General features: G+C 64.5%; 21 protein-coding genes. 18 read left to right on the top strand and 3 right to left on the bottom strand.

The window, feature by feature from the left end; genetic code table 11:
- Positions 1–70 precede the first annotated feature (70 nt).
- Both tilS and C811_RS09600 read left to right on the top strand, forming a co-directional pair.
- On the top strand, positions 71–1,234 hold the full coding sequence (tilS, locus tag C811_RS09605; RefSeq protein WP_016309369.1) for a tRNA lysidine(34) synthetase TilS: 1,164 nt from the start codon (positions 71–73) through the stop codon (positions 1,232–1,234).
- Positions 1,235–1,286: 52 nt separating this feature from the next.
- Positions 1,287–1,967: a Maf family protein gene (locus tag C811_RS09600; protein WP_016309368.1), complete on the top strand. Its 681-nt coding sequence runs from the start codon at positions 1,287–1,289 to the stop codon at positions 1,965–1,967.
- 11 nt (positions 1,968–1,978) lie between these two features.
- Here the strand turns inward: C811_RS09600 and C811_RS15775 are convergent, their stop codons facing one another.
- On the bottom strand, positions 1,979–2,590 hold the full coding sequence (locus tag C811_RS15775) for a TetR/AcrR family transcriptional regulator (protein ID WP_016309367.1): 612 nt from the start codon (positions 2,588–2,590) through the stop codon (positions 1,979–1,981).
- A 189-nt stretch (positions 2,591–2,779) separates the two neighbouring features.
- Between C811_RS15775 and C811_RS09590 the strand changes: the two genes are divergently transcribed.
- From C811_RS09590 to C811_RS09555, 8 genes are all read left to right on the top strand, one after another.
- Entirely contained in the window at positions 2,780–4,639 is a 1,860-nt protein-coding gene (locus C811_RS09590; RefSeq protein WP_016309366.1) for an FAD-binding protein, read from the top strand.
- 33 nt (positions 4,640–4,672) lie between these two features.
- Positions 4,673–5,395 carry a succinate dehydrogenase/fumarate reductase iron-sulfur subunit gene (locus C811_RS09585; RefSeq protein WP_016309365.1) on the top strand — a complete coding sequence of 241 codons (723 nt, stop codon included), beginning with the start codon at positions 4,673–4,675 and terminating at the stop codon, positions 5,393–5,395.
- 227 nt (positions 5,396–5,622) lie between these two features.
- Positions 5,623–6,171 (top strand): hypoxanthine phosphoribosyltransferase, encoded by a 549-nt coding sequence (gene hpt / locus C811_RS09580; protein WP_016309364.1) that lies wholly within the window; start codon positions 5,623–5,625, stop codon positions 6,169–6,171.
- Between the two features lie 69 nt (positions 6,172–6,240).
- Complete coding sequence (gene ftsH, locus C811_RS09575) at positions 6,241–8,511, top strand: ATP-dependent zinc metalloprotease FtsH (RefSeq protein ID WP_198010052.1); 2,271 nt, start codon at positions 6,241–6,243, stop codon at positions 8,509–8,511.
- Between the two features lie 88 nt (positions 8,512–8,599).
- Positions 8,600–9,913, top strand: a complete 1,314-nt coding sequence (folP, locus tag C811_RS09570; protein ID WP_016309362.1) for a dihydropteroate synthase — start codon at positions 8,600–8,602, stop codon at positions 9,911–9,913.
- The gene (locus C811_RS09565; RefSeq protein WP_016309361.1) at positions 9,914–10,759 is read left to right on the top strand and encodes a biotin--[acetyl-CoA-carboxylase] ligase; all 846 of its coding nucleotides are present in this window, start codon (positions 9,914–9,916) and stop codon (positions 10,757–10,759) included.
- A gap of 41 nt (positions 10,760–10,800) precedes the next feature.
- Positions 10,801–12,336, top strand: a complete 1,536-nt coding sequence (locus C811_RS09560) for an MATE family efflux transporter (RefSeq protein ID WP_016309360.1) — start codon at positions 10,801–10,803, stop codon at positions 12,334–12,336.
- 178 nt (positions 12,337–12,514) lie between these two features.
- Positions 12,515–13,159, top strand: coding sequence for a biotin transporter BioY (locus C811_RS09555; protein ID WP_016309359.1), 645 nt, complete (start codon positions 12,515–12,517; stop codon positions 13,157–13,159).
- Positions 13,160–13,565: 406 nt separating this feature from the next.
- On the opposite strand, the gene C811_RS09550 is transcribed toward C811_RS09555, so the two are convergent.
- Positions 13,566–14,261: a response regulator transcription factor gene (locus C811_RS09550; RefSeq protein WP_016309358.1), complete on the bottom strand. Its 696-nt coding sequence runs from the start codon at positions 14,259–14,261 to the stop codon at positions 13,566–13,568.
- Between the two features lie 137 nt (positions 14,262–14,398).
- Here C811_RS09550 and C811_RS09545 point away from each other — a divergent pair, with 137 nt between their 5' ends.
- From C811_RS09545 to C811_RS09525, 5 genes are all read left to right on the top strand, one after another.
- Entirely contained in the window at positions 14,399–15,169 is a 771-nt protein-coding gene (locus C811_RS09545; RefSeq protein ID WP_016309357.1) for a type III pantothenate kinase, read from the top strand.
- 211 nt (positions 15,170–15,380) lie between these two features.
- Positions 15,381–17,069, top strand: coding sequence for a formate--tetrahydrofolate ligase (locus C811_RS09540; protein WP_016309356.1), 1,689 nt, complete (start codon positions 15,381–15,383; stop codon positions 17,067–17,069).
- Between the two features lie 267 nt (positions 17,070–17,336).
- Positions 17,337–17,951: a cyclodeaminase/cyclohydrolase family protein gene (locus tag C811_RS09535; protein ID WP_016309355.1), complete on the top strand. Its 615-nt coding sequence runs from the start codon at positions 17,337–17,339 to the stop codon at positions 17,949–17,951.
- Complete coding sequence (locus C811_RS09530; RefSeq protein WP_016309354.1) at positions 17,951–18,811, top strand: bifunctional 5,10-methylenetetrahydrofolate dehydrogenase/5,10-methenyltetrahydrofolate cyclohydrolase; 861 nt, start codon at positions 17,951–17,953, stop codon at positions 18,809–18,811. The genes C811_RS09535 and C811_RS09530 overlap by 1 nt, the downstream gene beginning before the upstream one ends.
- 111 nt (positions 18,812–18,922) lie before the next feature.
- A complete protein-coding gene (locus C811_RS09525) occupies positions 18,923–20,362 on the top strand; it encodes a helix-turn-helix transcriptional regulator (RefSeq protein ID WP_198010024.1) in 1,440 nt (479 codons plus the stop codon).
- 40 nt (positions 20,363–20,402) lie between these two features.
- On the opposite strand, the gene C811_RS09520 is transcribed toward C811_RS09525, so the two are convergent.
- Positions 20,403–22,097 carry an FAD-dependent oxidoreductase gene (locus C811_RS09520; RefSeq protein ID WP_016309352.1) on the bottom strand — a complete coding sequence of 565 codons (1,695 nt, stop codon included), beginning with the start codon at positions 22,095–22,097 and terminating at the stop codon, positions 20,403–20,405.
- Positions 22,098–22,434: 337 nt separating this feature from the next.
- Between C811_RS09520 and C811_RS09515 the strand changes: the two genes are divergently transcribed.
- The 3 genes from C811_RS09515 to tsaD all read left to right on the top strand — a co-directional run bounded on the left by C811_RS09515 (position 22,435) and on the right by tsaD (position 26,676).
- Positions 22,435–23,256: a formate/nitrite transporter family protein gene (locus C811_RS09515; RefSeq protein WP_016309351.1), complete on the top strand. Its 822-nt coding sequence runs from the start codon at positions 22,435–22,437 to the stop codon at positions 23,254–23,256.
- Between the two features lie 202 nt (positions 23,257–23,458).
- Positions 23,459–23,971: a tRNA (adenosine(37)-N6)-threonylcarbamoyltransferase complex ATPase subunit type 1 TsaE gene (gene tsaE, locus C811_RS09510; protein ID WP_016309350.1), complete on the top strand. Its 513-nt coding sequence runs from the start codon at positions 23,459–23,461 to the stop codon at positions 23,969–23,971.
- 284 nt (positions 23,972–24,255) lie between these two features.
- Positions 24,256–26,676, top strand: coding sequence for a tRNA (adenosine(37)-N6)-threonylcarbamoyltransferase complex transferase subunit TsaD (gene tsaD / locus C811_RS09505; RefSeq protein WP_016309349.1), 2,421 nt, complete (start codon positions 24,256–24,258; stop codon positions 26,674–26,676).
- Positions 26,677–26,832: the final 156 nt, after the last annotated feature.

Raw genomic sequence — 26,832 nt, 5'->3', positions numbered from 1 at the left:
CTGCAGAAATACGATATCGGTTCGAAGCAATCGAACTACATGGAATCTATCGTAATGCTGGAGAAGGAAAATGACTGACGTACTGGAAAAAGCCCGCGAAACCATTAAGGCCCACAATCTGGTCGCCGACGACGCGGCTGTGCTGCTCATGGTATCGGGCGGCTCCGACTCCACGGCGCTCGCCTATCTGGGCGCGGCCCTGCGCGAGGCCGGCGACATTGGCCCGGTGGCCATGCTGCACGTGAACCATCAGCTGCGCGGCGAGGAAGCCGACGGCGACGAGCGCTTCGTCTCGTCGCTGGCCGAGCTGCTGCACATCCCGCTGTTCATCTGCTCCATCGACATCGCCGCCGAGGCCGCGCGCTCCCATGAGAACGTGGAGGCGGTGGCCCGGCGCGAGCGCTACCTGGCTGCCAACGAGGCGCTGCGCTCGATGTGCCAGCACGAGGGCTGCCCGCTTTCCGAGGCGCGCATCTTCACGGCCCACACCGCCGACGACCGCATCGAGAACTTCTACATGCGCTCCATCGTGGGCACCGGCCCGGGGGGCTTTCGCTCCATGCGCTACGAGAACGGTCCGGTGGTGCGCCCGTTGCTCGATGCGACCCGCGATGAGCTGCGGGCCTTCCTGGCTGCCCGCGAGGCGGCCGGCGAGCCCTGCGTGTGCGACGAGGCCGGCAACCTCTGGCGCGAGGACGCCACCAACGCCCACACCGACCGCTTCCGCGCCTATGTGCGCCACAAGGTGGTGCCCCCCTGCAAGGAGTGGAACGAGGCACTCCCCGAGGTGCTCGTGCGATCCATGAACCTCATCGCCGACGAGGACGACATGCTGGAGGCCATGGCCGGCGAGCTGGCGCAGTGCGACAGCGAGTGGGTGGCCGCCGACGACACCTTCGGGTTGGACCGCTCCGAGGGCTTCCGCCTGCGCCCGGCCTTCGGGGCTGCCGCGCGGCCTCTGCAGCGCCGGGCCGTGCTCCAGCTGCTCCAGGCCATGCTCGGCCCCGACGCCCGGGTGGAGACCTCCAGCGTGGAGGCGGTGCTCGACGGCTTTGCCGAGGGCAAGCCGCGCGGCGGGTACGTGACCAACATCCAGCACGACTTGGCCGTGAGCGCCAATAAGCAGGGCGTCCTCGTGGAGCCAATGGCCTATTTCCGCGCCCGTCGGAAGCGCGACAGGGAAAAGGCCGGCGAACGTGCCGCCGCGCCCCAATCCCCCGAGGCCGCTTCGTAGGGCGGCGCCTGCACTCCCGCATTCATCCGACCCCTCCCGAAAGGACGTCCCCATGACCGAAGAAACGCCTCAGCCTGAATCCGCCGCCCCGACTTCCGCCCCCGCCTTCGAGGTGGTGCTCGCCAGCGCGAGCCCCCGCCGCCGCGAGCTGTTGGAGCAGGCCGGCGTGAAGTTCATCGTGCACACGCCGGAAACGCCGGTGGACGAGAGCCTCGAGCCCGATCTGGCTGCCAACCCCGAGGAGGCGGCGAAGAAGCTCGCCGAGCGCAAGGCGGGGGCGGTGGTGCAGGAGGTGCTCGCCCAGAGCTACGTGGGCATGCTCATCGTCATCGGAGCCGACACCATGGTGGTGCTCGACGGGAAGATCTACGGCAAGCCCCGCAGCCTGTCGGACGCGAAGCACATGCTGCGCGAGCTGTCGGGCCGCACCCACGAGGTCATCACCGCCGTGTCGGTATGGATGATCAGCGCCCCGGCCGCCGAGGACATCTCGCTCGGCTTCCGCACCTTCGCCGATATAAGCCGTGTCACCTTCCGCGATCTGACCGACGAGGAGATCGCCGACTACCTCAAGAAGGGCGAGTCCTTCGACAAGGCCGGTGCCTACGCCATCCAAGGCGAGGGAGCCGCCCTCGTGGACCACTACGACGGTGCCCTCGACACCATCATCGGCCTGCCCGCCGACCGCCTCATCAAGGAATTCCCGGACCTGCTTCAGGCGGAAGTGAAGTAGGGCGCTGGATATTAGACATAGAACCGCGCGAAGGGCTCGTTCTCGCTTTCATAGATAGCGCGCTCGTCTTTTGGCAACTCGAGCAGATCGTAGAGTTCTCCGGGCACGCAGCCTATGTAATAGGATGAGAACTCCTCTGGCGCGGGGGTAAATCCCGAGCGGAACCATTCTCCGCAGAGGAATACCTCCATTTCGAGATAGGCCTCGATAAGGAAGCGAAACCGTATGTTCAGGGTAATGCCGCGACACTGGGTGAGCGTTTCTACGATCGCTCGTCTCCTACGCGCCTTTGTCGCCTCGCCGCGATCCTTTCCTCCGTTGAGAGATGTGCGAGCCAGGAATTCCTTCTGCTGCGCAATGGTCTTGAAGTGCGCGAGGACGCCCTCTTCCCACGTGAGCGTGCGTCCGATTTGATTGAGCGTGCGCTCCTCGAATCGGGCGCAAAACCAGTTTGCGATATCGTACTTGGAGGAGAAGCGCGAATAAAAGGTCTGCTTGGATATGTGCGCTCTGGCACAAATGTCCCGGATTGAGAGCTCATCGATGGGGCGATCTATCGCCTCGATGATGCGGATTCGTATCTCGTCGATATCCTCGATCGAGCCAGCATACTCGTTCAACATAGCCCCTCCTGACTTTTACGCCCTTTCGTCAAGCAATCGCGCACCGCTTGACGAAGGGTTCTGATTTCACTGACGGCAATGGCATTTATAAGCTGCATAGCCAGTTCCCCCAATGGAAAACTACCATTGACAGCTTCCCAGGGAAAGCTTTTTTTGGGAAGAGAGGTTACTGCGAAGGAGGAGGTTGCAATGAGCAACGAGGAGTTCAATTCGCCTGCGGGGGGCGGTGCACGGGTTTCGCGCCGTCAGTTCTTCAAGGCCGGCGGCCTGCTCGCCGGAACAGCGCTCTTCGCCGGCGCCGGCTTGACTGCGTGCGCTCCGCAAGGAGAGTTGCCCGCCACGGGGGAGGACGCCGCGCCTGCCGCTGCGGTTGCGGGTGCCGATGGGACAATGCTCACCTATTCCGTTTACGATACCGACGTGCTCGTTATCGGAACGGGCTTCGGTGGAATGGCCGCCGCGATGCAGGCTATGGCAAAGGGCCAGCGCGTGCTGATGATCGATAAGGCATCGTTCGGCTTCTCTGGCGCCCAGGGCATGAATTGGGACCAGGAGGTCACATGGCCCGATGAGGCTCCCGAGAGCTTCGAGTTCTCCAATTTCAACGACACGCTGGCAAATCAGAAGCTGGTTAAGAATGTGTGGGAGATGGTGGGCAACGAGGCTGAGGCCTGGAATGCGATGCTCTGGTGGGTGCGCATGGGCGGTACGACGTGGAATCGTCTTCCCGACGGCAGCATCGAAAATCTGATTTCAGCCGGTCAGGGCGTTAACCTCGTGCAGCGCGGCTTCTCCCGCCATCACACCGATCTTATGAAGACGCTTCCTATTACGGTGATGGACAACACCATGATCACCGATCTCTTTGTCAATGACGGGCAGTGCGTCGGGGCGATCGGCTACCACAGCCTGACGGGGGAGTATCGAGTCTTCCGCGCGAAGGCGACGGTGTCGTCGGTGGGCGCGTGCTGCCAGATGTATGGTTGGCTGGACGTGCACCCGGTATCCATGAACGTTCCCGACAATACCGGAGACGTAGATGCGGCGGCCTATCGTCATGGCTGCTCTCTTATCGGCAACGAGTTTTTCGGAGTTGACCTCATTAGCGTGGAGCCTTCTTCCCTGGGCGCGAGTTTTAACGCGGGCATTGGCGCCGATGGCAATCACATGAAGTACGTGTGCGACAAGGACGGCAACTTCTTCATGCGCGAGACTGATCAATACGACGTATCGCGCGCCATTCGTGACACGGTGCTCGCAGGAAAGGGAGGTGAGCACGGCGGCGTGTTCATCGACCTGACTGACCCCGATGCCCTCGATCGTGAGAACACGCGCCCCTGCTATGCGCGCAATGTCGAGCTGTGGAAGTCGGAATTCGGAATCGATGTCACGGAGCCCGGTTACAAGATCCCCGTCAAGCTCGAGGCCTTCGAGCACGGCGGCACGTTCCTCATCGACGAGAATGCCCAATCCCAGCTTCCCGGCTTGTTCGGCACGCGTGGATACGGCGAAGTGAAGGGCCATATTACCCAGCAGACGTTCGTCGGCTCCTATGCGGGCAGGAGGGCCGCCGAATATGCTGCGAGCGCCGCTGCGCCGGCTATCGACTGGTCGGTGGCCGAGGCGGAGATCAGCCGTATCGACGAGATTCGCACCCGGAGCGCCGAGAACGGCATCCGCCCCCATGTGATTCGCCACAATTTGCAGACGACATTCTACGATGCCTATGAGCCTGCTACCGATGCGGACAAGCTCCAAGCGTGCCTCGACGAGATCGAGCGCATCAAGAGCGAGGATCTGCCCAAGATGACGGTAATGGACAAGAGCGTGGTTTGGAATCGCGAGTGGCGCGACGCCATCGAGAACTACAATCTTATCGACATGACTGAGGCGGTCATTCGCGCGGCGATGCTCCGTGAGGAATCGCGCGACACGTTCTACCGCACCGATTTCCCTGAGCCCGATGAGGAAAACTGGCATGCCAGCATCACCTGCACCTTGAAGGACGGCGTTATGCAGGCTGAGAAGTTCGAGCAGGTTATGGCGTAGCGTACCTCACTGCGCGAGAAAGAAGGAGACGCAATGAAAGTCACGATTCAAAAATACGATCCGACTGTTGATTCCGAACCGTATCTGCAAGATTACGATGTGCCTATGTCCGAGAATCTCACAGTGCTTAAGGCGATCCTCTATATCCACGAGAATATCGAGCCGATTGCCTTTGACTATTCCTGTCGCGGGCGCGTGTGCGGGCGCTGCGCGGTTATGGTGAACGGCGAGTCGTGCACGGCGTGCACTAAGGCCATGAAGGACGAGGATGTGCTCATTGAGCCGCTTGCCGGGTTTCCCATCGTCCGTGATCTCGTCGTCGACAAGACACGCTTCCATGATCGCATCTCTGGCGTTGAGCAGCGCGTTCGTGCAACTCCCATCTCGCATGAGGAGGCTATTGCGCCGATCGACTACGAGAAGGTGTTCAACAAGGTCGATCCGCTTGAGTGGTGCGCTCGATGTGGCTGCTGCCAGTCAATGTGCCCAGCGGTGAACAGCCTCGATGAAGGCGGGAACTACGTCGGTCCGGCGGCTATGATCGGTATCGCCTTGCGCCACTACGATCCGCTTGATCAGGGCGATCGCATCGTTCAGGCCGTGCAGGAGGGGCTGTGGAACTGCATCATGTGCGGCAAGTGCGACGAGGTGTGCCCGGTGCACGAGATCGAGCATCTTCAGACGTGGACCGAGCTTCGAGCCGAAGCCGAGAAGCGCTCCCTGACTGAAAAGAAGTCCAAACTTATGCCCTTCTAGGAATTGACGCGCGCCCTCCCTCTTCGAGCCCGCCGTGATCTTCGGATTTGCGGCGGGCTTTTTGCATGCCACGGCGATCCACCCCGCCTTCCGCTTTCTTCCTTGAATGAAACAACTGTGTTGCGTTCGCATATCGCGAGCGTGCGTTTTCAGGTCTTTGGTACACTGGTCTGCGATTAGGGAATGTCCGCGCCTTCGTGGCCGGACGGTGGAAGAAAGTAGCTCACGTGCATAACGACATTTCAGAGATTTACTTCTCCGAGCAGGATCTCGCCGATCGCGTGCGCGAGATGGGGGAGGCCATCACCCGCGACTACGCTGGGGTAGCCGGCTCCGACGGCATTGTGGTCATCTCCATCCTGCGGGGCGGCGCGGTGTTCACCTGCGATCTTATCCGGGCCATCGATTTGCCGCTCGAGGTGGATTTCATGGCCGTGTCCTCCTACGGCAACGGCGTGAAGAGCTCCGGGGTGGTGCGCATTTTGAAGGATCTGAATACCGACATCCGCGGTCGCCACGTCATCATCGCCGAGGACATCATCGACTCGGGCCTCACGCTGAAGTACCTGATGCAGAACTTGGAGTCGCGCGGTCCGGCCTCCATGACCGTGGCGGCGCTCATGCGCAAGAACACGGAGAACCAGGCCGATATCCCGTGCCGCTATGTCGGCTTCACCTGCCCCGACAAGTTCATTGTCGGCTACGGCCTCGACTATGCCGAGCGTTACCGCAACCTTCCCTACATCGGCGTTCTGAAGCCCGAGATCTACCAGTAAAGGCAGAAACCAACTATGGCAGACAACAATCCGAAAATTCCGACCCCCTCATCGTCGTCCCGCACCACCATGGTCATGGTCATCATTCTTCTGGCTGTGGCGTTTTTCGTGGGCAGTCAGTTCATGCGCACGGGCGCGACGGGCGCGACGGTTACCGATCAGCTCATCACCTCCGAGTTCACCCAGGCCGTGGAACAGGGCCGCGTGAAATCGGTCACCTACTCGGCTGGAGACTACACGGTATCGGGCGCCTACTTCCCGGCCGTCACCGCCGGAGCCGAGGCCGCCGAGGCCTTCAACGGCGCCTTCGACGCTATGAATGCGCTCGTGTCCACCGAGAAGAACCCCGAGGGCAAGACGCTTGCCGGCGTGGGCACTACCACCCTTGAGCCGGCCACCCTGGGCAAGGAACACAACTACACCTCCACCTACGTGGGCAGCGATTCTCTCGGCGAGCTTCTGGCCGCTCATCCGGACGTGTCCTACCAGGTGACGCTGCCGAGCCCGTTCCTGGAGATCTTCGCCACGCTGCTGCCCATTCTCATCATCGGCGGCCTGCTATTCTTCTTTTTCTTCAAGATGCAGCAGGCCAACAACTCCCAGATGAACTTCGGCAAGGCCAAGACGAAGAAGGCCGCCGAGGAGCGCCCCGACGTGAAGTTCTCGGACGTGGCCGGCGTCGATGAGGCTGTGGAGGAGATGCAGGAGATCAAGGACTTCCTGGCGAATCCGGCGAAGTACCAGTCCATGGGTGCGAAGATACCCCGCGGCTGTTTGCTCGTGGGCCCTCCGGGCACCGGCAAGACGCTCTTGGCTCGTGCTGTGGCCGGCGAGGCGGGCGTGCCCTTCTTCAGCATTTCCGGTTCCGACTTCGTGGAAATGTTCGTGGGTGTGGGCGCCTCCCGCGTGCGCGATCTGTTCCAGCAGGCCAAGGATGCGGCTCCGGCTATCATCTTCATCGACGAGATCGACGCGGTGGGCCGTCAGCGCGGCACGGGTCTCGGCGGCGGTCACGACGAGCGCGAGCAGACGCTGAACCAGCTGCTTGTGGAAATGGACGGCTTCGAGTCCAACGACTCGGTGGTGCTCATCGCCGCCACGAACCGCGCCGACGTGCTCGATCCGGCGCTGTTGCGCCCTGGCCGCTTCGACCGCCAGATCGTGGTGGACACCCCCGACGTGAGGGGCCGCGAGAAGATTCTCACGGTGCATGCCAAGGACAAGCCCATCGGGTCGGATGTGGACCTGAGCAAGATCGCGAAGATCACCCCGGGATTCACCGGCGCCGATCTGGCCAACCTCATGAACGAGTCGGCCCTGCTCACCGCCCGCCGCGGCAAGAAGATCATCACCATGCGCGAGGTGAGCGAGTCCATGGAGCGCGTCATTGCCGGTCCGGAGCGCAAGGGCCGCGTGATGAACGAGAAGACCAAGCATACCATCGCCTACCACGAGAGCGGCCATGCCCTGGTGGGGCATCTGCTCGATCACGCCGATCCAGTGCACAAGATCTCGATCATCTCCCGTGGGCGGGCCCTCGGCTACACGCTGTCCATTCCCGATGAGGACAAGGTCTTAAACTCGCTTTCCGAGATGAAAGACGAGCTGGCGGTGTTCATGGGCGGCCGCGTGGCCGAGGAGATCTTCTGCGACGACGTGACCACGGGCGCCTCCAACGACCTGGAGCGCGCGAGCAAGATGGCCCGGGCCATCGTCACCCAGTACGGCATGAGCCCCCTTGGCACCCAGGTGTTCGGCCAGCCCAACCACGAGGTATTCCTGGGCCGCGACTACGGCAACACCCAGGACTACTCCGAGGAGACGGCCCGCCGTATCGACGAGGAAGTGGCCAAGATCATGAAGGAGGCCCACGATCGGGCCCACAAGATCCTTGCCGACCACGCCGACCAGATGGATCTCATGGCCAGCGTGCTTCTGGAGCGCGAGACCGTGGAGGGCGAGGCCTGCGAGGCCCTGCTTGACAACAAGTGGGACGAGTACCTGGCCCGCGAGGATGAGATTATCGCTGCGAAGGAGGCCGAGGAGGCCGCTGCCCGCGCCAAGGATGCCGAGCTGCTCGCGGCCCAGGGCAACGCGGAAGGCGCCCAGACCGATGCGGCCGGCACGTCCGATGCGGGCGAGACCTTGGTCGACCCGCACTGGCGCGAAGCGCCGGTGGAGCCGGGCGACCAGGATCCGAACGCCCCGTACCGCAAGGCCGCCGAGGATGCCGATCGCGCCGATATGCCCGATCAGGCCGAGGTGAACGCCGCGATCGACCGCGAGGATGCGGCGGACTCTACCGCCGATGCCCCCGACCCGAATAAGAAGGGCGAATAGACCTTTCGCAGAAACGCAGTTGTTGAGGGTCTCTCCTACCGTTACACTTGCCTTTTAGGCTGGCTGACGGAAGAGAGACCCTCAACGTATGATATGGCACTGCGGTCGTTTCGACTTCGATACCTCAACGCCCATTATCATGGGCATATTGAATATGACGCCGGATTCGTTTTCCGACGGCGGACAGTTTGCCGATGATGCGGCGGCCATCGAGCGCGCTCTCGCGATGGTACGCGAGGGTGCGTCCATTATCGACGTGGGCGGCGAATCGACCCGACCCGGCTCCGATCCGGTAGATGCCGAGACGGAGTGGGAGCGCATCGGCGGCGTGATCGCCGCGCTTGCCGAGCGTGAGTTGTGTGTGTCGGTGGACACGCGCCACGCCGAGGTGGCAAAGCGCGCTCTGGCGGCAGGCGCTTCCGTTGTGAACGATGTGTCGGGATTTCGTGATGCGGCCATGGTGGACGTGGTGGCTAAGAGCGGCTGCGGGTGCGTGGTCATGCACATGGCCGGCGAGCCGAAGACCATGCAAGTCGATCCATCCTATGAAGATGTGGTGGCCGAGGTGCGCGATTACCTGGCCGAGCAAGCCCGCGTCCTGGAGGCAGCCGGCGTCGATCGCTCGCGCATTTGCATCGATCCGGGTCCCGGCTTCGGGAAAACTCCCAAGCAGACCATCGAGCTCATGCGCAACCTGCACGAGCTCGTGCATCTGGGCTATCCGGTGATGGTGGCCGCCTCGCGCAAGAGCTACGTGGGCTACGCCTACAAAATCGAGGAACCGCGCGAGCGCGATGTGGCCTCGGCGGCCGAGGCGTTGCTCGCCTGCGAGCTGGGGGCCTCGGTGGTACGCACGCATAACGTGGCCATGACCGTCGCGGCCCTGAAGGACCTGCGACCCGCCGTTGTTTTGGGCCTTGGCTCCAACGTGGCGCTCGTGGCCGAGCCCGGCGAGGAGACCGAGGCGAAGATCGCCCAGATCAATCTTGCCGTCGGCCAGCTGTGCAGCCTGCCCGATACCCAGATCATCGACATGGCGCCCTTCTACGAGAGCGAGCCGGCCTACTTCGAGGACCAGGATAGCTTCGTGAACACGGTGGTGCTTTTGCGCAGCGGGCTGCCGCCCAAGGAGCTGCTCGGCTATTTGCACGGCATCGAGAACTCGCTCGGTCGCGTGCGCACCGTCGAAAACGGTCCGCGCACCTTGGACATCGATATCGTGGACTACCAAATGTATGTGGCCTCCGACGACGAGCTCACGCTGCCGCATCCGCGTGCTGCCGAGCGCGATTTCGTCGTGAAGCCCCTGTTGGACATTTTACCGGGATGGGATTTGGCCGACGGCACCGCTGTGGGCGCGATCCCGGAAGAAGCGCGCGTCGGGAAAGCGAGGCGATTGTAAATGAAGCTCACCGTAGTTGACGAGGTCGTCTCGACCAATGAATTGGTGAAGAACGCCCTGCGCGAAGGCAAAGCGGAGGGGCTCGTCGTCCGTGCGCGCCGTCAGCTGAGCGGTTATGGTCGCCAGGGCCGTTTCTGGGACAGCCCCGAGGGCGGTCTGTACATGTCGCTTCTGCTGCGGCCCGATGTCGCCGGTGCGGGCCTTGCCACCTTGAGCCTGGTGGTGGGGCTGTCGGTGCAGCGGGCACTCGCCGCGATGGCGGCGCCGCTCTTCGAGGATGGCATTCAGCTGAAGTGGCCCAACGACGTGGTGTACATGCCCGCCGAATGCAACCGCGGCGACGAGTACCGCAAGCTCTGCGGTATCTCGCTCGAGGCCTGCGGGGGCGGGGTGTGCGTGGGCATCGGCATCAACGTGTTCCCGCCCGAGATCGCCCAGCCTGTGGAGGGGCGCAACGTTCCCGAGTACATGACCGATCTCATGGCCGCCCCCGACGCAGATGCGCCACGGGGCACGACGCTGACCCAGGTGGTGGAGGCACTGCCCGAAGACGAGCGCGCCGCGCGGCGCGAGGAGGTCATCACCGACGTGCAGCGCGAGGTGCTCGCCCGCGTGCTCGTGAACTACGGCCGCTGGCGCGAGCTGGGCTTCCAACCGTCGCTGGCCAGCTACGGCGCGGTATCGTTCCTCGACGGCCGCCGCCTGCGCATCGAGAACGCCTCGGGCGAGACCATGGTGGAAGGCGAGGGGGTCGGCGTGGACGAGCGCGGTCGCCTACTGGTACGTGCCGCCGACCGCATCGTACCCGTGTCCTCCGGCGAAGCCCACGTCATCCCGCTGCCGTAAGGATTACAATAGCGCTCGGTTTATGAGGAAAGGCACGATTCATGACTGAGCAGCATACGAGCCGAGAACCCGACGATGCCCGACACTTCTCCCCACAGGGGAAAGAGGGTGGCGCTGCGGGCGGTTCCGCCCCGCGCGGCGAGAAGCTGGAGGCGCGTTCGGCAGCCGACGACAAGGTGCTGCGCATGGGTTCCGCCTCCATTCCGAAGCTTATCTTGGAGTTCGCTATTCCGTCGGTGGTAGGCATGCTCATCAACGGCTCCTACGCCATCATCGACTCGGTGTTTTTGGGCCACGCCGTGGGGGAGATCGGCCTTTCGGCCATGACGGTGGCCAATCCCATCATGGTGGTGTTCATGGCCATCGCCATGCTCGTGGGCAACGGCGGCAACGCGCTGGCCGCACTTCGCTTGGGCGAGGGCAAGCGGGAGGAGGCCGAGCGCGTGCTCGGCAACGTGGTGTCGCTCAGTCTCGTTATGGCCGTGATCGTGGCCTTTTTGGGATGGTTTCCCGCCTCCACCGATTGGCTGCTGAGCCTTTCGAGCGCCACCGACGAGGTGCGCCCGCACGCCACGGTGTTCATCCAGATCATCTGCACGGGTTTCATTTTGCAATGCATCGGCCTGGGCGTGAACAATTTCATCCGCACGTGCGGGGCACCCAACCGAGCCCTCGGCACTATGGTCATCGGTCTGGTGAGCTCGGTGGCCTTCAACTTCCTGTTCGTCATCATGCTCGGTTGGGGTGTAGCGGGCAGCGGCCTTGCCACCGTGCTCGGCTGGGGCTGCTCTTGCGTGGCGGTACTGTGGTACTTCTGCGGTCGGGCCGACGTGCCTATGCGCCTGCGCCTGTCCACTATGGGGCTGCGCCCGCGCATGGACGGCACCATCGTGGCCTACGGTTTCCCGAGCTTTTGCGTGCAGGCCGGCATGGCGGCGGTGAATTTCGTGCTGAACTTCCAGTTGGTGAAGTACGGCGCCCTCTCGCCTATCGGTGCCGACGATGCGCTTGCCACCATCGGCGTGGTGCAGCGCATCGCGCAGTTCTCCATCATGCCGCTCGTGGGCATATCCATCGCCCTGCAGCCGCTGCTCGGCTTCAATTACGGCGCTCACAAGGTGGATCGCGTGCGCAAGACGCTGTGGTACGGCATTGGCGCGGCCACGGCCATCTCGCTGCTCATGTTCGCTCTCGTGCAGTTGTTCGCCGCGCCCATTGCCCATGCGTTCGGTATCAAGCACGATGGCTTGGTGGACTTCACGGCCTTCGCCATACACCTGCAGTTCCTCATGCTGCCCTTCGTCGGCTTCCAGATCGTGAGCGCGAACTACTTCCAGGCCACCGGTCAGCCAGCGAGGTCGATCTTCCTCACGCTGACGCGCCAGATCCTGTTTTTGCTGCCGCTTCTGTACGTCATCCCGTTGTGGCTGCCTGCCGTGGCGCCCCAGTACAATGGCCTGGATGCGCTTCTGTTCGCCATGCCCATTGCCGATTTCCTCTCCATTTTCACCACGGCCTTGTTCATCGGTTGGGAAATGGTGCGTCTGCGTCGCCTTGCTCGCAAGTACGCACGGTAGAAAAGCCGCCCTGCAGGACACGGGTCGCGCACCGGCTCGCATAACGGACGCGCGATAGTTTTAGTGCAGTTGCACAAAAACTATTGAATCATATGCCTCTGGCCGCTTTGGGCGGAACGCGTGCGAGGCTTCCAAAGCCGTGCCGTAGTATCTCCTTGTTGTCGAAAGGAGAAGTACTATGGAAACAGTACGTACGAAAACGAGCGCTTCCGCGCGCACGCGCTCCGTGGCCTTCGTGGGCCTCGCGATCGCCATTATCGCCGTCTCGGCTTGGGTGACGGTGCCCTTGGGGCCGATTCCCTTCACGCTGCAGATGTTCGCCGTCACCTTCGCCGTGGTGGTGCTCTCACCCAAGGAGGCCATTGCCTCCATTGCGGGATACCTGCTTTTAGGGGCCGTGGGCGTGCCGGTGTTCTCGGGCATGCGCGGGGGCATCGGCGTGCTGGCCGGCCCGACGGGCGGCTTTCTGTGGGGCTATCTGCTCGGTGTGGCCGCTGCGGCGCTGTTCCTGTACGTGGTGCGCACGAAGCTCGGCGTGGCCGGGGGCAAGGGTGCGCCTAAGCTGACGCGGGCCGAGGTCGCCGCGCTCTCGCCGGGTCGTCGTGCGGTGCTGTTCGTGCGCAACTTCGGCGTTGATATAGTCGCCGGCATCATCTTCACGGCCATCGCCTATGCGTGCGGTTGCATCCAGTATATGGCGGTGGGTCAGGTGGATCTGGCCACGGCATTTCTGACCGCGGTTGCCCCCTTCATGGTGGTGGACTTCTGCAAAATCGTGGCTGCCGTCGTCTGCGCCGATGCCGTCCGCGCCGTGGTGAAGTAGGCTCGTCCGGCGGGGGCCAGGGACATACCTCCATGCTCAGACAGTCCTCGCTCGGCGGAAATGCCCACCGGGCATTTCCGTTCGCTGCGGAACTGCGCGTGGAGGCACGCCCCCTGTCCCCCGCCTGCTCAACCGAGAATGAGCGTAGAGGAGACGGCGGGTGTTCCGACCGAGCGAGTTCCGCATCCGCGCCCTGCTCGGCTATGGTTGAGCGTAGAGGGACGCGGGGTGGTGCTCACCAAGCGAGTTCCGCAGCGAACAGAACAGGACTAAACGTCCTGTTCTGCCGAGCGAGGACTGTCTGAGCGACTGAGCATTACCCCGCGGCCCGATCTCGGGGAGATACAACAAAGAAGGAGGCTCCCGGTGGGAGCCTCCTTGGGTGCGGGGTATGTTCGCGGCGAACTTAAGCCTTGAAACGGTAGCCGTAGCCGCGAACAGTCTCCACGAGGGCCGGATCGTAGCCGGCGGCGTGGATCTTGTCGCGCAGGCGCTTGATATGCGTGTCTACCGTCTTGGTCTCGGTGAGGTACTCCCAGCCCCAGGCGTCGCGCAGCAGATCCTCGCGGGAAACTACCTTGCCGGCGCTCTTCATGAGGCTCGCCAAAAGCTCGAACTCGCGCGGGGTGAGGTCGATCTCGCCGTGATCGCCAGCGGCGGTGTGGGCGTCCTCGTCCAGCGTGATACCGGAGGCGGTAATGGAATTGGAGGCCCCGGGGAACTCGCCGCCTTGGCCGCGGCGAAGCAGGGCGCGTACGCGGGCGATGAGCTCGCGCACGCCGAAGGGCTTGGCCAGGTAGTCGTCTCCGCCGATTTCCAGGCCCACCACCTTGTCCAGCTCGGTATCGCGAGCGGAAAGGAACAGCACGGGCGCCGTGGTTTTCGAGCGCAGGCGGCGGCACAGCTCGTAGCCGTCGATGCCCGGCAGCATGATATCGAGCACGAAAAGATCGTAGTTGTTCGTGCTTGCCAGGGCGAAAGCGTCTTCGCCATTGTCGACGACGTCGATCTCGTAACCTTCTTTCTTCAACGCGTAGCTTACGAACTCCGTGATCGACGGCTCGTCGTCAACGACAAGGATTCGGCTCGGTGTCTCAATCATGGGTCTTGCCTTTCTCTCGTCATCTCGACGATTGCCCGTTGGGGGCATATCGTTTGAACCTTGATATAATCAGGTGCAGTGTCACTATAAACACTGTGTCACAGTTTACTGGAAAATTGAGAAAGATTGTCATAATTATGTTACTTGCCATCGACATAGGGAACACCCATACCGTCATCGGAGTTTATGCTGGTGAAAGCCTTGAATCTATGTGGCGGATCGCTACGAGCCGCACTGCTACCGCCGATGAGCTGCGTGTGGCGCTCTCGTCGCTATTTTCCCTGGAAAGCCTTGCCTTCGAGGATGTGAGGGCGGGAGCTGTCGCCTCGGTGGTGCCCTCGCTTACCCAGGCGTGGGTGCGTGCGGTGGAGGATGCTGCGGGAGCCACGCCGCTGGTGTGCTCGGCGAAGACGGCCGAGGGCCTGTTCGACGCCGATTATCCGCGCCCGGCCGAGATTGGCGCCGATCGCGTGGCCGATGCGGTGGCGGCGCGCGTTCTGTACGGGGCGCCGGTGGTGGTCGTTGACTTCGGTACGGCCACCAACATCGAGGTTGTCGACAGCGAGGGCCGATTCCGCGGCGGCGTGATCGCGCCAGGCGTGCAGACGTCTGCCAATGCCCTGTTCTCCCACGGCGCGCGCCTTCCCGTGATCGATTTGGTAGTGCCGCCCAAGGTTATCGGCACCTCCACGGTGGAGGCCATCCAGGCCGGCATCATGCTGGGCGAGGCCGACCGGGTAGACGGCCTCGTGCGCCGCATCTTCGCTCAGCTGGGTTACGAGGCCCCGGTCATCGCCACCGGGGGCCTGGCGCCGGTGGTGGCGCCGCACTCGTCCACTATTACCGCGGTGAACTCCGAGCTGACCCTGGAAGGCCTGCGCCTCATCGCCGCTCGCGCCGAGGCGTAGGGGGCATTGGGCGGCCATCGGCATCTGTGACGGTGCCCGTAATGCGGGGAAGTTGCGCCCTTTGGGGATGCGGGCGTCCTCAGGCCCGCGCGCCTCGCTAGAATGGGGGAGTGCCCCGGCGGCGGCCGATGGTCGCCCGTGCAGGGCACATCTACGAGGAAAGGCGCACCGGGGTTTCCCGGCGCCGCGACATGAGAAAGAAGGGCCCGACGTGTTGACCGACATTGAAATTGCCCAGGCGACCGAACCGAAACCCATTGGAGAGATCGCCCGCATCGCCGGCGTCGACGAGAAGTACCTCGAGTTGTACGGAAACTACAAGGCCAAGGTCGATTACAACCTGCTGCGCGAGGAGGAGCACGCCCCGGGCAAGCTCATCCTGGTGACCGCCATCAACCCCACGCCGGCCGGCGAGGGCAAGACCACCACCACCGTCGGGCTCGCCGATGCCCTGGCCCAGCGCGGCAAGAACGTGGTCGTGGCCCTGCGCGAGCCGTCGCTCGGGCCCGTGTTCGGCATCAAGGGCGGCGCTGCCGGCGGCGGGTACGCCCAGGTGGTGCCCATGGAGGACATCAACCTGCACTTCACGGGCGACTTCCACGCCATCGGCGCTGCCAACAACCTGCTCGCCGCGCTTCTGGATGCGCACATCCAGAACGGCAACGAGCTGAACATCGACGTGCGCAAGATCACCTGGAAGCGCGTGGTGGACATGAACGACCGCCAGCTGCGCCACATCGTGGACGGCCTCGGCGGCAAGGCCCACGGCGTGCCCCGCGAGGATGGTTTCGACATCACCGTGGCCAGCGAGGTCATGGCCATCTTCTGCTTGGCTACCTCCATCACCGACCTGAAGGAGCGCCTGGGCCGCATCGTGGTGGGCTACACCTACGATGACAAGCCGGTCACCGCCCACGATCTGAAGGCCGAGGGCGCCATGGCCGCGCTTCTGAAGGACGCCCTGAAGCCGAACCTCGTGCAGACGCTGGAGGGTACCCCGGCCTTCGTGCACGGCGGTCCTTTCGCCAACATCGCCCACGGCTGCAACTCCATCATGGCCACCCGCATGGCCATGGCGCTGGGCGACTACTGCGTCACCGAGGCCGGCTTCGGCGCCGATCTGGGCGCGGAGAAGTTCCTCGATATCAAGTGCCGCCTGGCCGGCCTCGCGCCCGATGCCGTGGTGGTGGTGGCCACCGTGCGCGCGCTCAAGAACCACGGCGGCGTGGCCAAGGCCGACCTGAACGAGGAGAACCTGGAAGCGCTGGAGGCGGGTCTGCCGAACCTGCTGCAGCACGTGGAGAACATCACGAATGTGTACAACCTGCCCTGCGTGGTGGCCATCAACGCCTTCCCGACCGACACCAAGGCCGAGCTGGACCTGGTGGAGGCCAAGTGCCGCGAGCTGGGCGTGAACGTGGCCCTGTCCGAGGTGTGGGCCAAGGGCGGCGAGGGCGGCCTGGCGCTCGCCGACGAGGTGGTGGCCCTCTGCGAGAGTGGGGACGCGGCCGGCCGCTCGGCCGAGACGTTCTCGTTCTCCTATGAGAGCGACCTTTCCATCGCCGAGAAGATCGAGGCCATTGCCCGTCGCGTCTACCGGGCCGACGGCGTGGTGTTCGAGCCGGCCGCGCAGAAGGAGATCGCGCAGCTGGAGGCCCTGGGCTTCGGCGACATGCCCGTGTGCATGGCCAAGACCCAGTACTCGTTCTCGGACGATGCCACGAAGCTGGGCGCTCCCCGCGACTTCACCGTCACGGTGCGCCAGGTGAAGGTGTCGGCCGGTGCCGGCTTCATCGTGGCGCTCACCGGCTCCATTATGACCATGCCGGGTTTGGGCAAGGCGCCGGCGGCCCACAAGATCGACGTGCTGGAAGACGGCACCATTGTTGGGCTGTTCTAGGAACAACCCAACGCAGCTGCCGCTGCGGCTCCGACAGGCACCGGGCCTTGCGCCTCACCGCTTTCCCTTGCAGCACGAAGGCTGCTCGCCCGCGGTTCGGCACAATTCCAGGCACCTGTCGAACCCTCGCTGACTTCCTTGGGCGAACCAGTGGGTTAGGGTGTTTAGATTTATAAGAAAGGCCCGCAACGTGAAGTTGCGGGCCTTGTTTGTTGCTAGAATGGACGGCCGCTGGCCGTGCGTAATTGCTCAGAGGGAGGAATGAATATGGTAAACACCGAGTTCATCGAGGCGCTGGCGTCGAAGGCGCCCACACCGGGCGGGGGCGGGGCGAGCGCCTACGTGGGGGCCTTGGCGAGTGCCCTGGCCTCCATGGTGGGCAACCTCACCGTGGGGAAAAAGAAGTACGCTGACGTGGAGGAGCGCGTGCAGGCCGAACTGTTGGAATTGGAGGCCACGCGCCTGCGCCTTTTGGAGCTCATCGATGCCGATGCCGAGGCCTTCGCGCCCTTGGCCGCCGCTTACGGGCTGCCGCGCGGCACCGAGGAGGAAACCGCTGCTCAGCGTGCGGCCCTGCAAGTGGCCCTCGTGGATGCCTGCGAGGTGCCGCTGGAGATTATGCGCCAGTGCGTGCAGGTAATCGAGTCCTGCGTGTTCCTGGGCCGCCACGGCTCGGTGCTGGCCGTGTCCGACGCCGGAGCCGGGGCGGTGCTCGCCAAGGCGGCCCTTCTGGCGGCCAGCCTGAACGTGCGCATCAACATCGGCTCCATGGACGACGAGGCCCGGGCCGCCGCCTATCGCGAGCAGATGGAGGACCTCATCGCCGCTGGCAGCGCCCTGGCCGACGATGTGTATGCCGACGTAGTGGAGAGGCTGGGATAATGGCGAAGCTGCTCACTGGCAAGGAAGTGTCGGCGGCCCTGGCTGACGATCTGGCGCCCCGCATCGAGCGCCTGTCCGCGGTCGGCGTGACTCCGACGCTGGCCATCGTGCGGGTGGGAGTGCGTCCGGACGATCTGTCCTACGAGCGCACCGCGTGCAAGCGGGCCGAGGCCTTGGGGCTCGCCGTGCGCCGCTTCGAGCTGCCGGCCGATGCCCCCCAAGGCGAGCTGGAAGCGGTGATCGACGCGGTGAACGCCGACGACGGCATCCACGGCTGCCTCATGTTCCGCCCCTTGCCCCCCTCCATGGACGAGCGGGCCGTGTGCGATCGACTGGCCCCGGAAAAGGACATCGACGGCATCGGCTCGGCATCGCTGGCCGGGGTGTTCGCCGATACGGGGGAGGGCTTCCCCCCGGCCACGGCCCGGGCCTGCCTGGAGACCTTGGACTTCTACGGCATTCCCGTTAAGGGCAAGCGGGTGGTGGTGCTCGGCCGCAGCCTGGTGATCGGGCGGCCTGTGGCCATGATGCTGTTGGCCCGCCACGCCACGGTGACCCTGGCCCATTCCCGTACCGAGGACGCGGCGGCTCACACCCGCGAGGCCGACATTGTGGTGTGCGCCACGGGCCGGGCCCGCGCTTTCGGGCCGGAGTACTTCGCGCCGGGCCAGACGGTGCTCGACGTGGGAATCAACTTCGACGAGGCGGGCAACCTCTGCGGCGATGTGGACTTCGACGCCGTGGAGCCCGTGCTGGGGCCCGAAGGCGCCATCACGCCGGTGCCCCGGGGCCTCGGCGGCGTGACCACCACGGTTACCATGGCCCATGTGGTGCAGGCGGCAGAGGCTGGGCAGCGCTAGGGGCGGACGACTCGTGAAACGAGCCTTGCCCCTTGGGGGCAGATAGCGGGTATAATGGTGGCGGCCCCCCTGGGGCCGCGCGCGACCGGTTCTGATTCGAGGGGAGAGAGGTTGAACAAGCTGCGCATCCTGCTGCTCGCGTTGGCCTACGCCTGCTTTTGGGCGTTGTTCGTGCTGTTTCCCTACCCGTCGAACGTAGTGCCCGAATCCTATACCTCCTACGATGCGGCCCCTGTATTCGCCAGCAGCGTTGTCACGCTCGTTACGATGGCCCTTTCAGGCGGGGTTCTCGTAGCGCTTCGTGACGGTCTGGCCGAGCGGGTGGCCGGAAGCACGATGGCTGTCGTTGGGTCCGGCGCCGCGCTGCTTGCCTGCGGCGCCGCGCTCATTGTCAGCGCTCATATCGGAGCGATACCGCTTTGGCTGATGGTCGCCTATCCCGCCATCATGGCGATCTATGGCGTGGTGGCCGCCGTTGCCCTTGCGGGGGCATCGCGGCGTTTGTCTTCTCGGGACAACGCCGTCGTGCTCGCCCTCTCCCTGTTCCTGTCGTTCCTGATCGGCGAGGCTATCGTGGCGCTTACGGATCCTCTGCCCACCGGGGAGATCTCCAACCCGCTCATGCCCGCCTTGGGCGGTGTCTTCCTGGTGATTCTCGGCCGCCTCGGCCGCAGTGATTCCGAGCCGCCGTCTCCGCCACGCCCTGCGTCGTCGCTTTCGGGTCGTGCTGCTGCGCTCGCGGCTGCCATTCTACTGTGCTACCTGCTGGGAAGCGGGGCGTTCATGAGCCTCTCGTCGGTGGCTCGGGGTGAGACGTGGTTTTCCGATGGGTGGATCCATTGCGCCGTCGCCCTTGGACTCTACCCGGCTTTTTGCCTCTGCGCATTCGCTGCATGGCGCCAGGGTCGCGCGGGCTATCCGTGGCTCGGTTTCTTCATCCTCTGCATCGCCTGCCTCTATTGCACCGCCCTGCTGTATGCGCCGCTGGCCGTCCTATGCCGAGCTTTGATCCTGCCGAGCCGTCCCATGGCCATCATGCTGCTGTGGGTGGCGGTTCAAGAGGGGATGCGTGCGCGGGGTCTTCCTTGGTGGCAGTCCGCGGTTGTCGCGCCCATGCTCACCGTTGCCGTCGATTGTGCCATTCACGCCATCGGACTTGTCGGGCTCTCTTCCGCGCAGATGGATTCAGTCGTCAATGCCGTCATGCTCGTTACGGCCTTTGTCATGACGCTGGGGATGCTCTGGTTCGTGCGACTGCGCCTTGACGGTGCGGATCCCGCGCGCTCTGGGTACCTTGCGGGTGCCATCGATGTGTCGGCGGTTATCGCTGCTCTGGCCGACGAACATGGCTTGAGCGAGCGGGAGGGCGAAGTGCTTGGGCTGCTCTACCGCGGTAACACCCAGAAAAAGATTGCCGAGCGCTTGTTCCTGTCGGTGAACAGCATCCAAACCTACGCAAAGAGCCTCTATCGAAAGCTCGGCGTGCACTCGCGTCAAGAGCTCATCGACATGGTGAACGAGGCTGTGGACAAAGGCGACCGGGCCCGCTGAGGGGCCCGGTCGCAGGGGGGGGAGGGCGAAAAGTGGTCGATTACCAGACCGAGATGGCCGTGGCGCAAGCGGGGCTGTCCCAGGCGTAGCCGCCGTCTTCCCCGATGAAGGAGTCGGCGATAGAATCGAAGCTCGCCGGGTTCGAGGGTGTCATGTCCCCGGTTAGCGCGTGGATGACGGTGTAGCGTCCGGCGGTGAAGATATGCGCGTTCGAGAAGCCGCCCGGCATGTTCCAGTTGATGCCCCCGCAGGGGTTGCCCGCCTGGATGCCGGCGGCGTAGAGGCCGGGAATGGGATTGCCCTCGCCGTCGGTCACTCGGTAGCGGTCGTCCACCATGATACCGGCGTTGATGCCCGAGATGCCCACATCTCCCTTGATGCAGAAGAACGGGGGAGTGTCTATGGCCGCCATGTCGGATCCGGCCACGCCGAAATCGTCATCGGTGCCCTTGGCGCACAGCTCGTTGTATCGCTCGATGCTGGCCACTCCCTCCTGGACGGGAATGCCGGCCGCCTCGCAGAGTTCCTCGAGGGTATTCCCCGACACCACCGTTTCGGGATCCATCCAGGCGCTGCCCTCGCCTACGAGGGCCACCGGCGGTACGCCGGGGATGCCCTCCACGGCGCCTTCGGTCTTAGAGTCGAAGATGCGGTAGTGGATGCCGCGATCCTCGGGTTTGTAGGTGGCGGACATGGAGATGTTCAGGCTGCTCATCGGAATGGTTTCGTTGCAGAAGCGCTTGCCGTTGACATCGAGGGCCAGGAAGGGATAGAACATGAAGGGGCCGATATAGTTGGTGTGGATCTGCCGGGCGTGTCCGAGCGGTGCCATGCGCCCGCCTGCCAGAATGCCGAGGATGTGCCCGTCGCCTGTGTGGTTGACCAGGCAGAGGGGGAACATGGACGCATCGCGCATGTTCCGATCCACCATAGACTCGTTGTTCATGTAATCGCCGGCGGCCAGCACTACGCCCTTTGTGGCGGTGAGCTTCACATAGGTGCCGTCTTTTTGCTTGCCGATGGCGCCGGTGATGGTGCCGTCCTCTTCCTGGACGAGCTGCACGCAGGGGGTTTCGTAGTAGAACGTGGCACCGCCGTCGGCTGCCTTTTGGGCGAGAGCGGTCATGAGGTCCTGATTCGAGGCTTGGGTCGCGTCGCAAACGGCGACAACGCTGCCGTCATCGTAGCGGATGGAGCTGTCGGTGAGGAACTCGATGGGCTCGATGCCGACGGAGCGGCCCTGGGATATCACCCACGGCACGGCTTCCTCGGCATATTCCACATAGTAGTCGAACAAGTCGTTGTTGATCCTCCAGTCGTTGAGGCGGGCCCAGTCGCTGCGCCAGCGCTTGATGCCGGCGGGGGTGGAGTGCTCTTTCGCGACGAAGGAGCAACCGTTGCCATTGGCGGACACCACGGCCTCTTTCTGGAGACAGGCTACCTTTGCGCCCTCTTCCACGGCGGTAAGTACGGCGGGCACGCCGGCGCAGCCCGCGCCTACTACGACGATGTCGTAGGTTTCCTCGGCGGCGAACTCGGCGATCGGCTCGCGCTCTACGATGCTGAAATCGAAGTCGCTCTCCTTGAGGTCGGCGGGAAGCTCGTCGTTTGCGGTGTCGGCCAATTTCCCGCTCGCAGTGGCGGATGGGGCGCACCCCGCCACTGCGAGCAGGGCGGTTCCGGCCGCTGCGCCGATGCCGCCTTTGATGAACATTCTGCGATCCATGGTCTGCATGAGTCCCTCCTTGCACTGTTTCTTGGACGCGGGCTGCGGTGCCCGAACGTCTCTTGCCAGTGATCATCATGGCCCATGAAGCCGGCTCGCGCTTCCCATGGAATGGGGATAGTTTTGCTCGGAGTGCTTCCCATAAAATGGGGAAGCACCTGTATGGAGGCGCTTTTGGAAACAGTGCCCGCATCTTCGCATTCGCCGTGCTAAGTTGGATGGGAATTGCGGGAAAAGACAAAGGAGGTCGTGCCGTCAGCCGATTGGCGCAATGATGACGCAGCGTCAGAGGCTTTCTCGTGAAATGATATGTCTTTCACTGACATTCACGAGAAGGAGAGCGACCATGCCCATCTTCACGCCCACCGAGATCACCGACAACTACATGAAGGCTTCGGTGGGAAAGGCGGAATCGCCGGCGTGGCGCCTGTTCGTCCTCGCCGTGGCCGCGGGTCTGCTCATCGGCCTAGGCGGCGTCACCTCCTCCACGGCGGCCCACGCCCTCGACAACGCCGGCATGGTGCGCCTCGTATCGGGCCTCATCTTCCCCGTGGGACTCATGATGGTCATCCTCATGGGCACCGAGCTGTTCACGGGCAACGCCCTTATGATCACGGCGGCGCTGGACGGCCGCATCACCTGGGGGCGTCTGCTGCGCAATTGGGGCATCGTGTTCGCCGGCAACCTCGTGGGCGCGGTGCTTCTGGCCGCCTGCATGGCGTTCTTCGGCCAGCTGAACATCGGCGGGGGCGACTTGGCCGTGTACACGGCCAAGGTGGCGGCCGCAAAGAACGGGCTGCCGTGGGCGAACGCCTTCGTGCTGGGCATCTTCTGCAACCTCATGGTGTGCATCGCGGTGTACCAGGCCAACACCGCCCAGGACACCGCAGGCCGCATCCTCGGCATCTTCTTCCCCATCATGGGGTTTGTGCTGGCCGGCTTCGAGCACTGCGTGGCCGACATGTACTATGTGCCGGCGGGCATCTTCGCCTATATGAACCCGGCCTACACCGGTATGATCGACGCGGCCGGCATCAACACGGCCCTGCTCACCTTCGGGGACTTCATCGCGGCGAACCTCATTCCCGTCACGCTCGGCAACATCGTGGGCGGCGTGCTCGTAGGCGCGACCATGTACGCCTGCCACCGCACCAAGTCCGCGAAGTAGCTTTCCCGGGGCACCGCGCGGGCAAGCGGGTACGAGCGGGAACGGCGTGCCGTCTGGCGGAGGCGGCACCGGTCTTCTCGGCCAGAACCGCTGTGGGGTCCCCAGCCTAAGAAATCGTAAGGAATATGGGTAATTCGGTCGGGTTTTGCGCGTTTGCCCTGGCGGGACTTGCGCTATGGGGCGCGAGCCGTAAGATAGGGCCATGGCAAACGGACTGACATACCAGCGCACCACTTCCACCCCCGAGGCGACCAAGCAGCTCGCCTCCACATTGGCGCCCTACCTGCATCCGGGCGATGTGGTGGTGCTCGATGGCGACTTGGGCGCCGGTAAGACCCAGTTCGTGCAGGGGGTGGCCGCCGCCCTCGGCGTGCGCTCGCCGGTCACGAGCCCCACCTTCAACATTCTGCTGGAATACGGCGAGGGCCGCATTCCCGTGCGCCATTATGATCTGTACCGGCTGGACGATCGTTTCCAGCTGGAGGACATCGACTACTACAGCGCCATCGACGGCGACGGCGACGGAGTGGCCTTCGTGGAATGGGCCGAGAAGTTCCCCGAGGACATGCCCTACGACTACCTGGAGCTGACTGTCACCGTTGAGTCCGACGAGTCTCGCCGTATCGTGGCCCATTCCTACGGCAGCCGCGCTCGTCAGCTTCTGTGCGTGTGGGCCAACGACTCCAAGGCGCGTCTGGGGAAGTGCAAGCTCTAGGCACCTGTGCCGCCGGCTGCTGTCCTGTGTTTCGCCTGCGGCGAGCCAAGTGCCGCGAGATGCGGGAAATGACGTTTTCGCGAGCCGAGGGGGCCGGCGCGCCTCCCTTTCCGGGCCAAAACCTCGCTCGAGCATGCTTGTGGTCGCAGACGAACTCGCTCAACCGTCATTTTTTTGCATCTCGCGTCGGCAGTCGCGCGTCGCGGCCCGTGCCGCTCGGCGGGCCGCGAGGGCTGCGGTACAATACCGGAACGAAATACCGATACGGCATGGAAGAGGTTTCCGTGAGTACAGCTGTGCGCTCCTTCGTTCTCGCTTTCGACACCGCCAACGAGGTCATTGCCCTGGGGCTCGGGCTGCTCGATGCCGACAGGTCCGCGGTGACGGTCGTGGCCTCGGCGGAAGTGGAGGCGCGGCGGGCCTCGAACACTCAGCTTGTTCCCCGCATCGATCGCCTGTGCGCCGAAGCGGGCGCGGTCCGCGACGAGATCGCCTGCGTGGCCGTGGGCCGCGGACCGGGGTCGTTTACCGGCGTGCGCATCGCCCTCGCCACGGCCAAGGGCATTGCGAGCGCCCTGGGCGCCGCCCTTGTGGGGGTCTCTTCCTTGGATGCCGTGGCGTGGGGCCTGTGGGACGCGGGTCTGCGCGGCACCGGTGCGGTGGTGGCCGACGCCATGCGCCGGGAGGTGTACCCCGTGCGCTTCTCGCTGACCGATGGCGGCGCCGTGCGCCTGACGGCCGACCGGGTGGTGAAGGCTGCCGAGGCCGCCGAAGAGCTGGCCGCGGGCGGCCCGGCGGATTTCGTTGCCGGCGACGGACTGCGCAAGTACGGCGACTTGTTCGCCGGCGCGGGCCCCTTCGCGCCCGAGGACCGGTGGGCGCCGACGGGCCGCGGCCTGCTGCAGGCGGTGCAGGCGGCCTGGCGGGCGGGACAGTGCGACCCCCTCGACGCGTGCCGGCACGATCCCGGTCTGCTACTGCCGGTGTACACGCGCCTGTCCGACGCCGAGGAGAACGAGCGGCAGCGCCTGGCCCGGGCCGACGACGCCCTGGCGGGCAAGCGCGGCAGCAAGCATGTGACCATGAACGACACGGCCATCGCCAACGCCCGGGCCAACGGCGAGGGCATTGCCTACAAGCCCCTCGACGCGCGCCACGGAGCCGACGTGGCGGCCCTGGAGGCCGCGGTGATGGGCACCGACGCATGGAGCGAGGCCCTGGTGCTCGACGAGCTGGGACGATCCGACCGCGTGTGGTGGGCCGCCTACGCCGCCGACCCGAAGATGCCGCTTACGGCCGACGCGCCCTTGGTGGGCTATGCCGGCGGCTGGGTAGTGGACGGCGACGTGCAGATCCTGAAGGTGGGGGTGGATCCCGCTTGGCGCCGCCACGGCATCGCGCGTGCCTTGCTGGCCCGTGTGGCCGACGACGCGCGCAACCTGGGGGCCCGCACCTGCTCGCTGGAAGTGCGCACGGCCAACGCGGGCGCCCAGGCGCTCTACGGGGCTCTCGGCCTGACTGTGGCGGGGAAGCGCCCGCGCTACTATTCCGACGGAGAGGATGCCGTCATTATGGCGGGCCCGCTGCCGACAGTGACCTTGGCCGCCGTGCCGAACGGGCCGTGCACCCAGGGTGCCGACGGGGCGGCGGGCGCTTGCGAGGTTGCCCGCCCGCTCATTTTGGCCATTGAGTCGTCGTGCGACGAGACGGCGGCCGCCGTCATCGACGGCGCCGGCGTGCTGCGCAGCGATGTCGTGGCGAGCCAGGTGGACTTCCACGCCCGCTTTGGCGGCGTGGTGCCCGAGATCGCCAGCCGCAAGCATATCGAGGCCATCTGCGGCGTATGCGATGAAGCCCTCGATGCTGCCGCCGCGAGCCTCGCGCGCCCGTCGGTGCGGTGGCGCGACTTGGATGCAGTGGCCGTCACCTATGCGCCGGGGCTCGTGGGAGCGCTCGTGGTGGGGGTGGCCTTCGCCAAGGGGGCGGCCTGGGGGGCCGACATCCCCTTCATCGTGGTGAACCATTTGGAAGGGCACCTCTACGCTAACAAGATCGGCCTGCCCGACTTCGCGCCGCCGGCGGTGGTGTCGCTCGTGTCAGGCGGCAACACGCTGCTCGTGTCCATGGCCGGTTGGGGCGACTACAAGGTGCTCGGCGCCACCATCGACGACGCGGTGGGCGAGGCCTTCGACAAAGTGGCCAAGGCGCTCGGATTGGGGTACCCCGGCGGCCCGGTGGTATCGAAGTTCGCGGCCGAGGGCGATCCTGCTGCCATTCCCTTCCCCCGGGCCATGCTGCACTCGGGGGACTTCAGCTTCTCGCTCTCGGGCTTGAAGACCGCCGTGGTCACCTACATCAACAACGAGCGAGCGGCCGGACGTGCGCTGAACGTACCCGACATCTGCGCGAGCTTCGAGGCGGCCGTGGTGGACGTGCAGGTGGCCAAGGCCCGCACGGCTCTGCGCGAGACCGGCGCACCTACCTTCTGCCTCGGCGGCGGCGTGGCGGCGAATCCTGCCCTGCGGCAGGCCTACGAGAAGATGTGCGCCGAGGAGGGGGTGCGCCTCGTGATGCCTCCGCTCGCCTCCTGCGGCGACAACGCCGGCATGATCGCGGAAGTGGCGCTGGATCGCTACCGCGCCGGCGCCTTCTCGCCCCTTTCCACTGACGCCCTCGCCCAAGGCGATCTGGAGCAGCCCTACTAGGGGAGTCGCCTGGGGGCCGGGGAGGGGAAGGGGTCTCGGCGGCCGACTTCGCGCTTGTCCTCCTCCAAACGCGGCAAGCGAAGCAGAGAAGATGGCGCACGCAGGTCGGTACCATCCCCGCATCGCTGCTGCTGAAGTAGAATCTGCTTCTTATGA

This window comes from Adlercreutzia caecimuris B7 (assembly GCF_000403355.2).
Taxonomy (GTDB): Bacteria; Actinomycetota; Coriobacteriia; order Coriobacteriales; family Eggerthellaceae; genus Adlercreutzia; species Adlercreutzia caecimuris.
Note: the sequence above shows the minus strand (reverse complement) of the source record. Positions and strands in the feature narration are given on the sequence as shown.

Coding starts and splice junctions, on each gene's coding strand:
- C811_RS09545 (WP_016309357.1), top strand. CDS start 14,399: ATGTTACTTGCCATCGACATAGGGAACACCCATACCGTCATCGGAGTT.
- C811_RS09560 (WP_016309360.1), top strand. CDS start 10,801: ATGACTGAGCAGCATACGAGCCGAGAACCCGACGATGCCCGACACTTC.
- C811_RS09550 (WP_016309358.1), bottom strand. CDS start 14,261: ATGATTGAGACACCGAGCCGAATCCTTGTCGTTGACGACGAGCCGTCG.
- C811_RS09530 (WP_016309354.1), top strand. CDS start 17,951: ATGGCGAAGCTGCTCACTGGCAAGGAAGTGTCGGCGGCCCTGGCTGAC.
- tsaE (WP_016309350.1), top strand. CDS start 23,459: ATGGCAAACGGACTGACATACCAGCGCACCACTTCCACCCCCGAGGCG.
- C811_RS09520 (WP_016309352.1), bottom strand. CDS start 22,097: ATGCAGACCATGGATCGCAGAATGTTCATCAAAGGCGGCATCGGCGCA.
- C811_RS09555 (WP_016309359.1), top strand. CDS start 12,515: ATGGAAACAGTACGTACGAAAACGAGCGCTTCCGCGCGCACGCGCTCC.
- C811_RS09585 (WP_016309365.1), top strand. CDS start 4,673: ATGAAAGTCACGATTCAAAAATACGATCCGACTGTTGATTCCGAACCG.
- ftsH (WP_198010052.1), top strand. CDS start 6,241: ATGGTCATGGTCATCATTCTTCTGGCTGTGGCGTTTTTCGTGGGCAGT.
- C811_RS09590 (WP_016309366.1), top strand. CDS start 2,780: ATGAGCAACGAGGAGTTCAATTCGCCTGCGGGGGGCGGTGCACGGGTT.
- C811_RS09565 (WP_016309361.1), top strand. CDS start 9,914: ATGAAGCTCACCGTAGTTGACGAGGTCGTCTCGACCAATGAATTGGTG.
- tilS (WP_016309369.1), top strand. CDS start 71: ATGACTGACGTACTGGAAAAAGCCCGCGAAACCATTAAGGCCCACAAT.
- C811_RS09600 (WP_016309368.1), top strand. CDS start 1,287: ATGACCGAAGAAACGCCTCAGCCTGAATCCGCCGCCCCGACTTCCGCC.
- C811_RS09515 (WP_016309351.1), top strand. CDS start 22,435: ATGCCCATCTTCACGCCCACCGAGATCACCGACAACTACATGAAGGCT.
- folP (WP_016309362.1), top strand. CDS start 8,600: ATGATATGGCACTGCGGTCGTTTCGACTTCGATACCTCAACGCCCATT.
- C811_RS09535 (WP_016309355.1), top strand. CDS start 17,337: ATGGTAAACACCGAGTTCATCGAGGCGCTGGCGTCGAAGGCGCCCACA.
- C811_RS15775 (WP_016309367.1), bottom strand. CDS start 2,590: ATGTTGAACGAGTATGCTGGCTCGATCGAGGATATCGACGAGATACGA.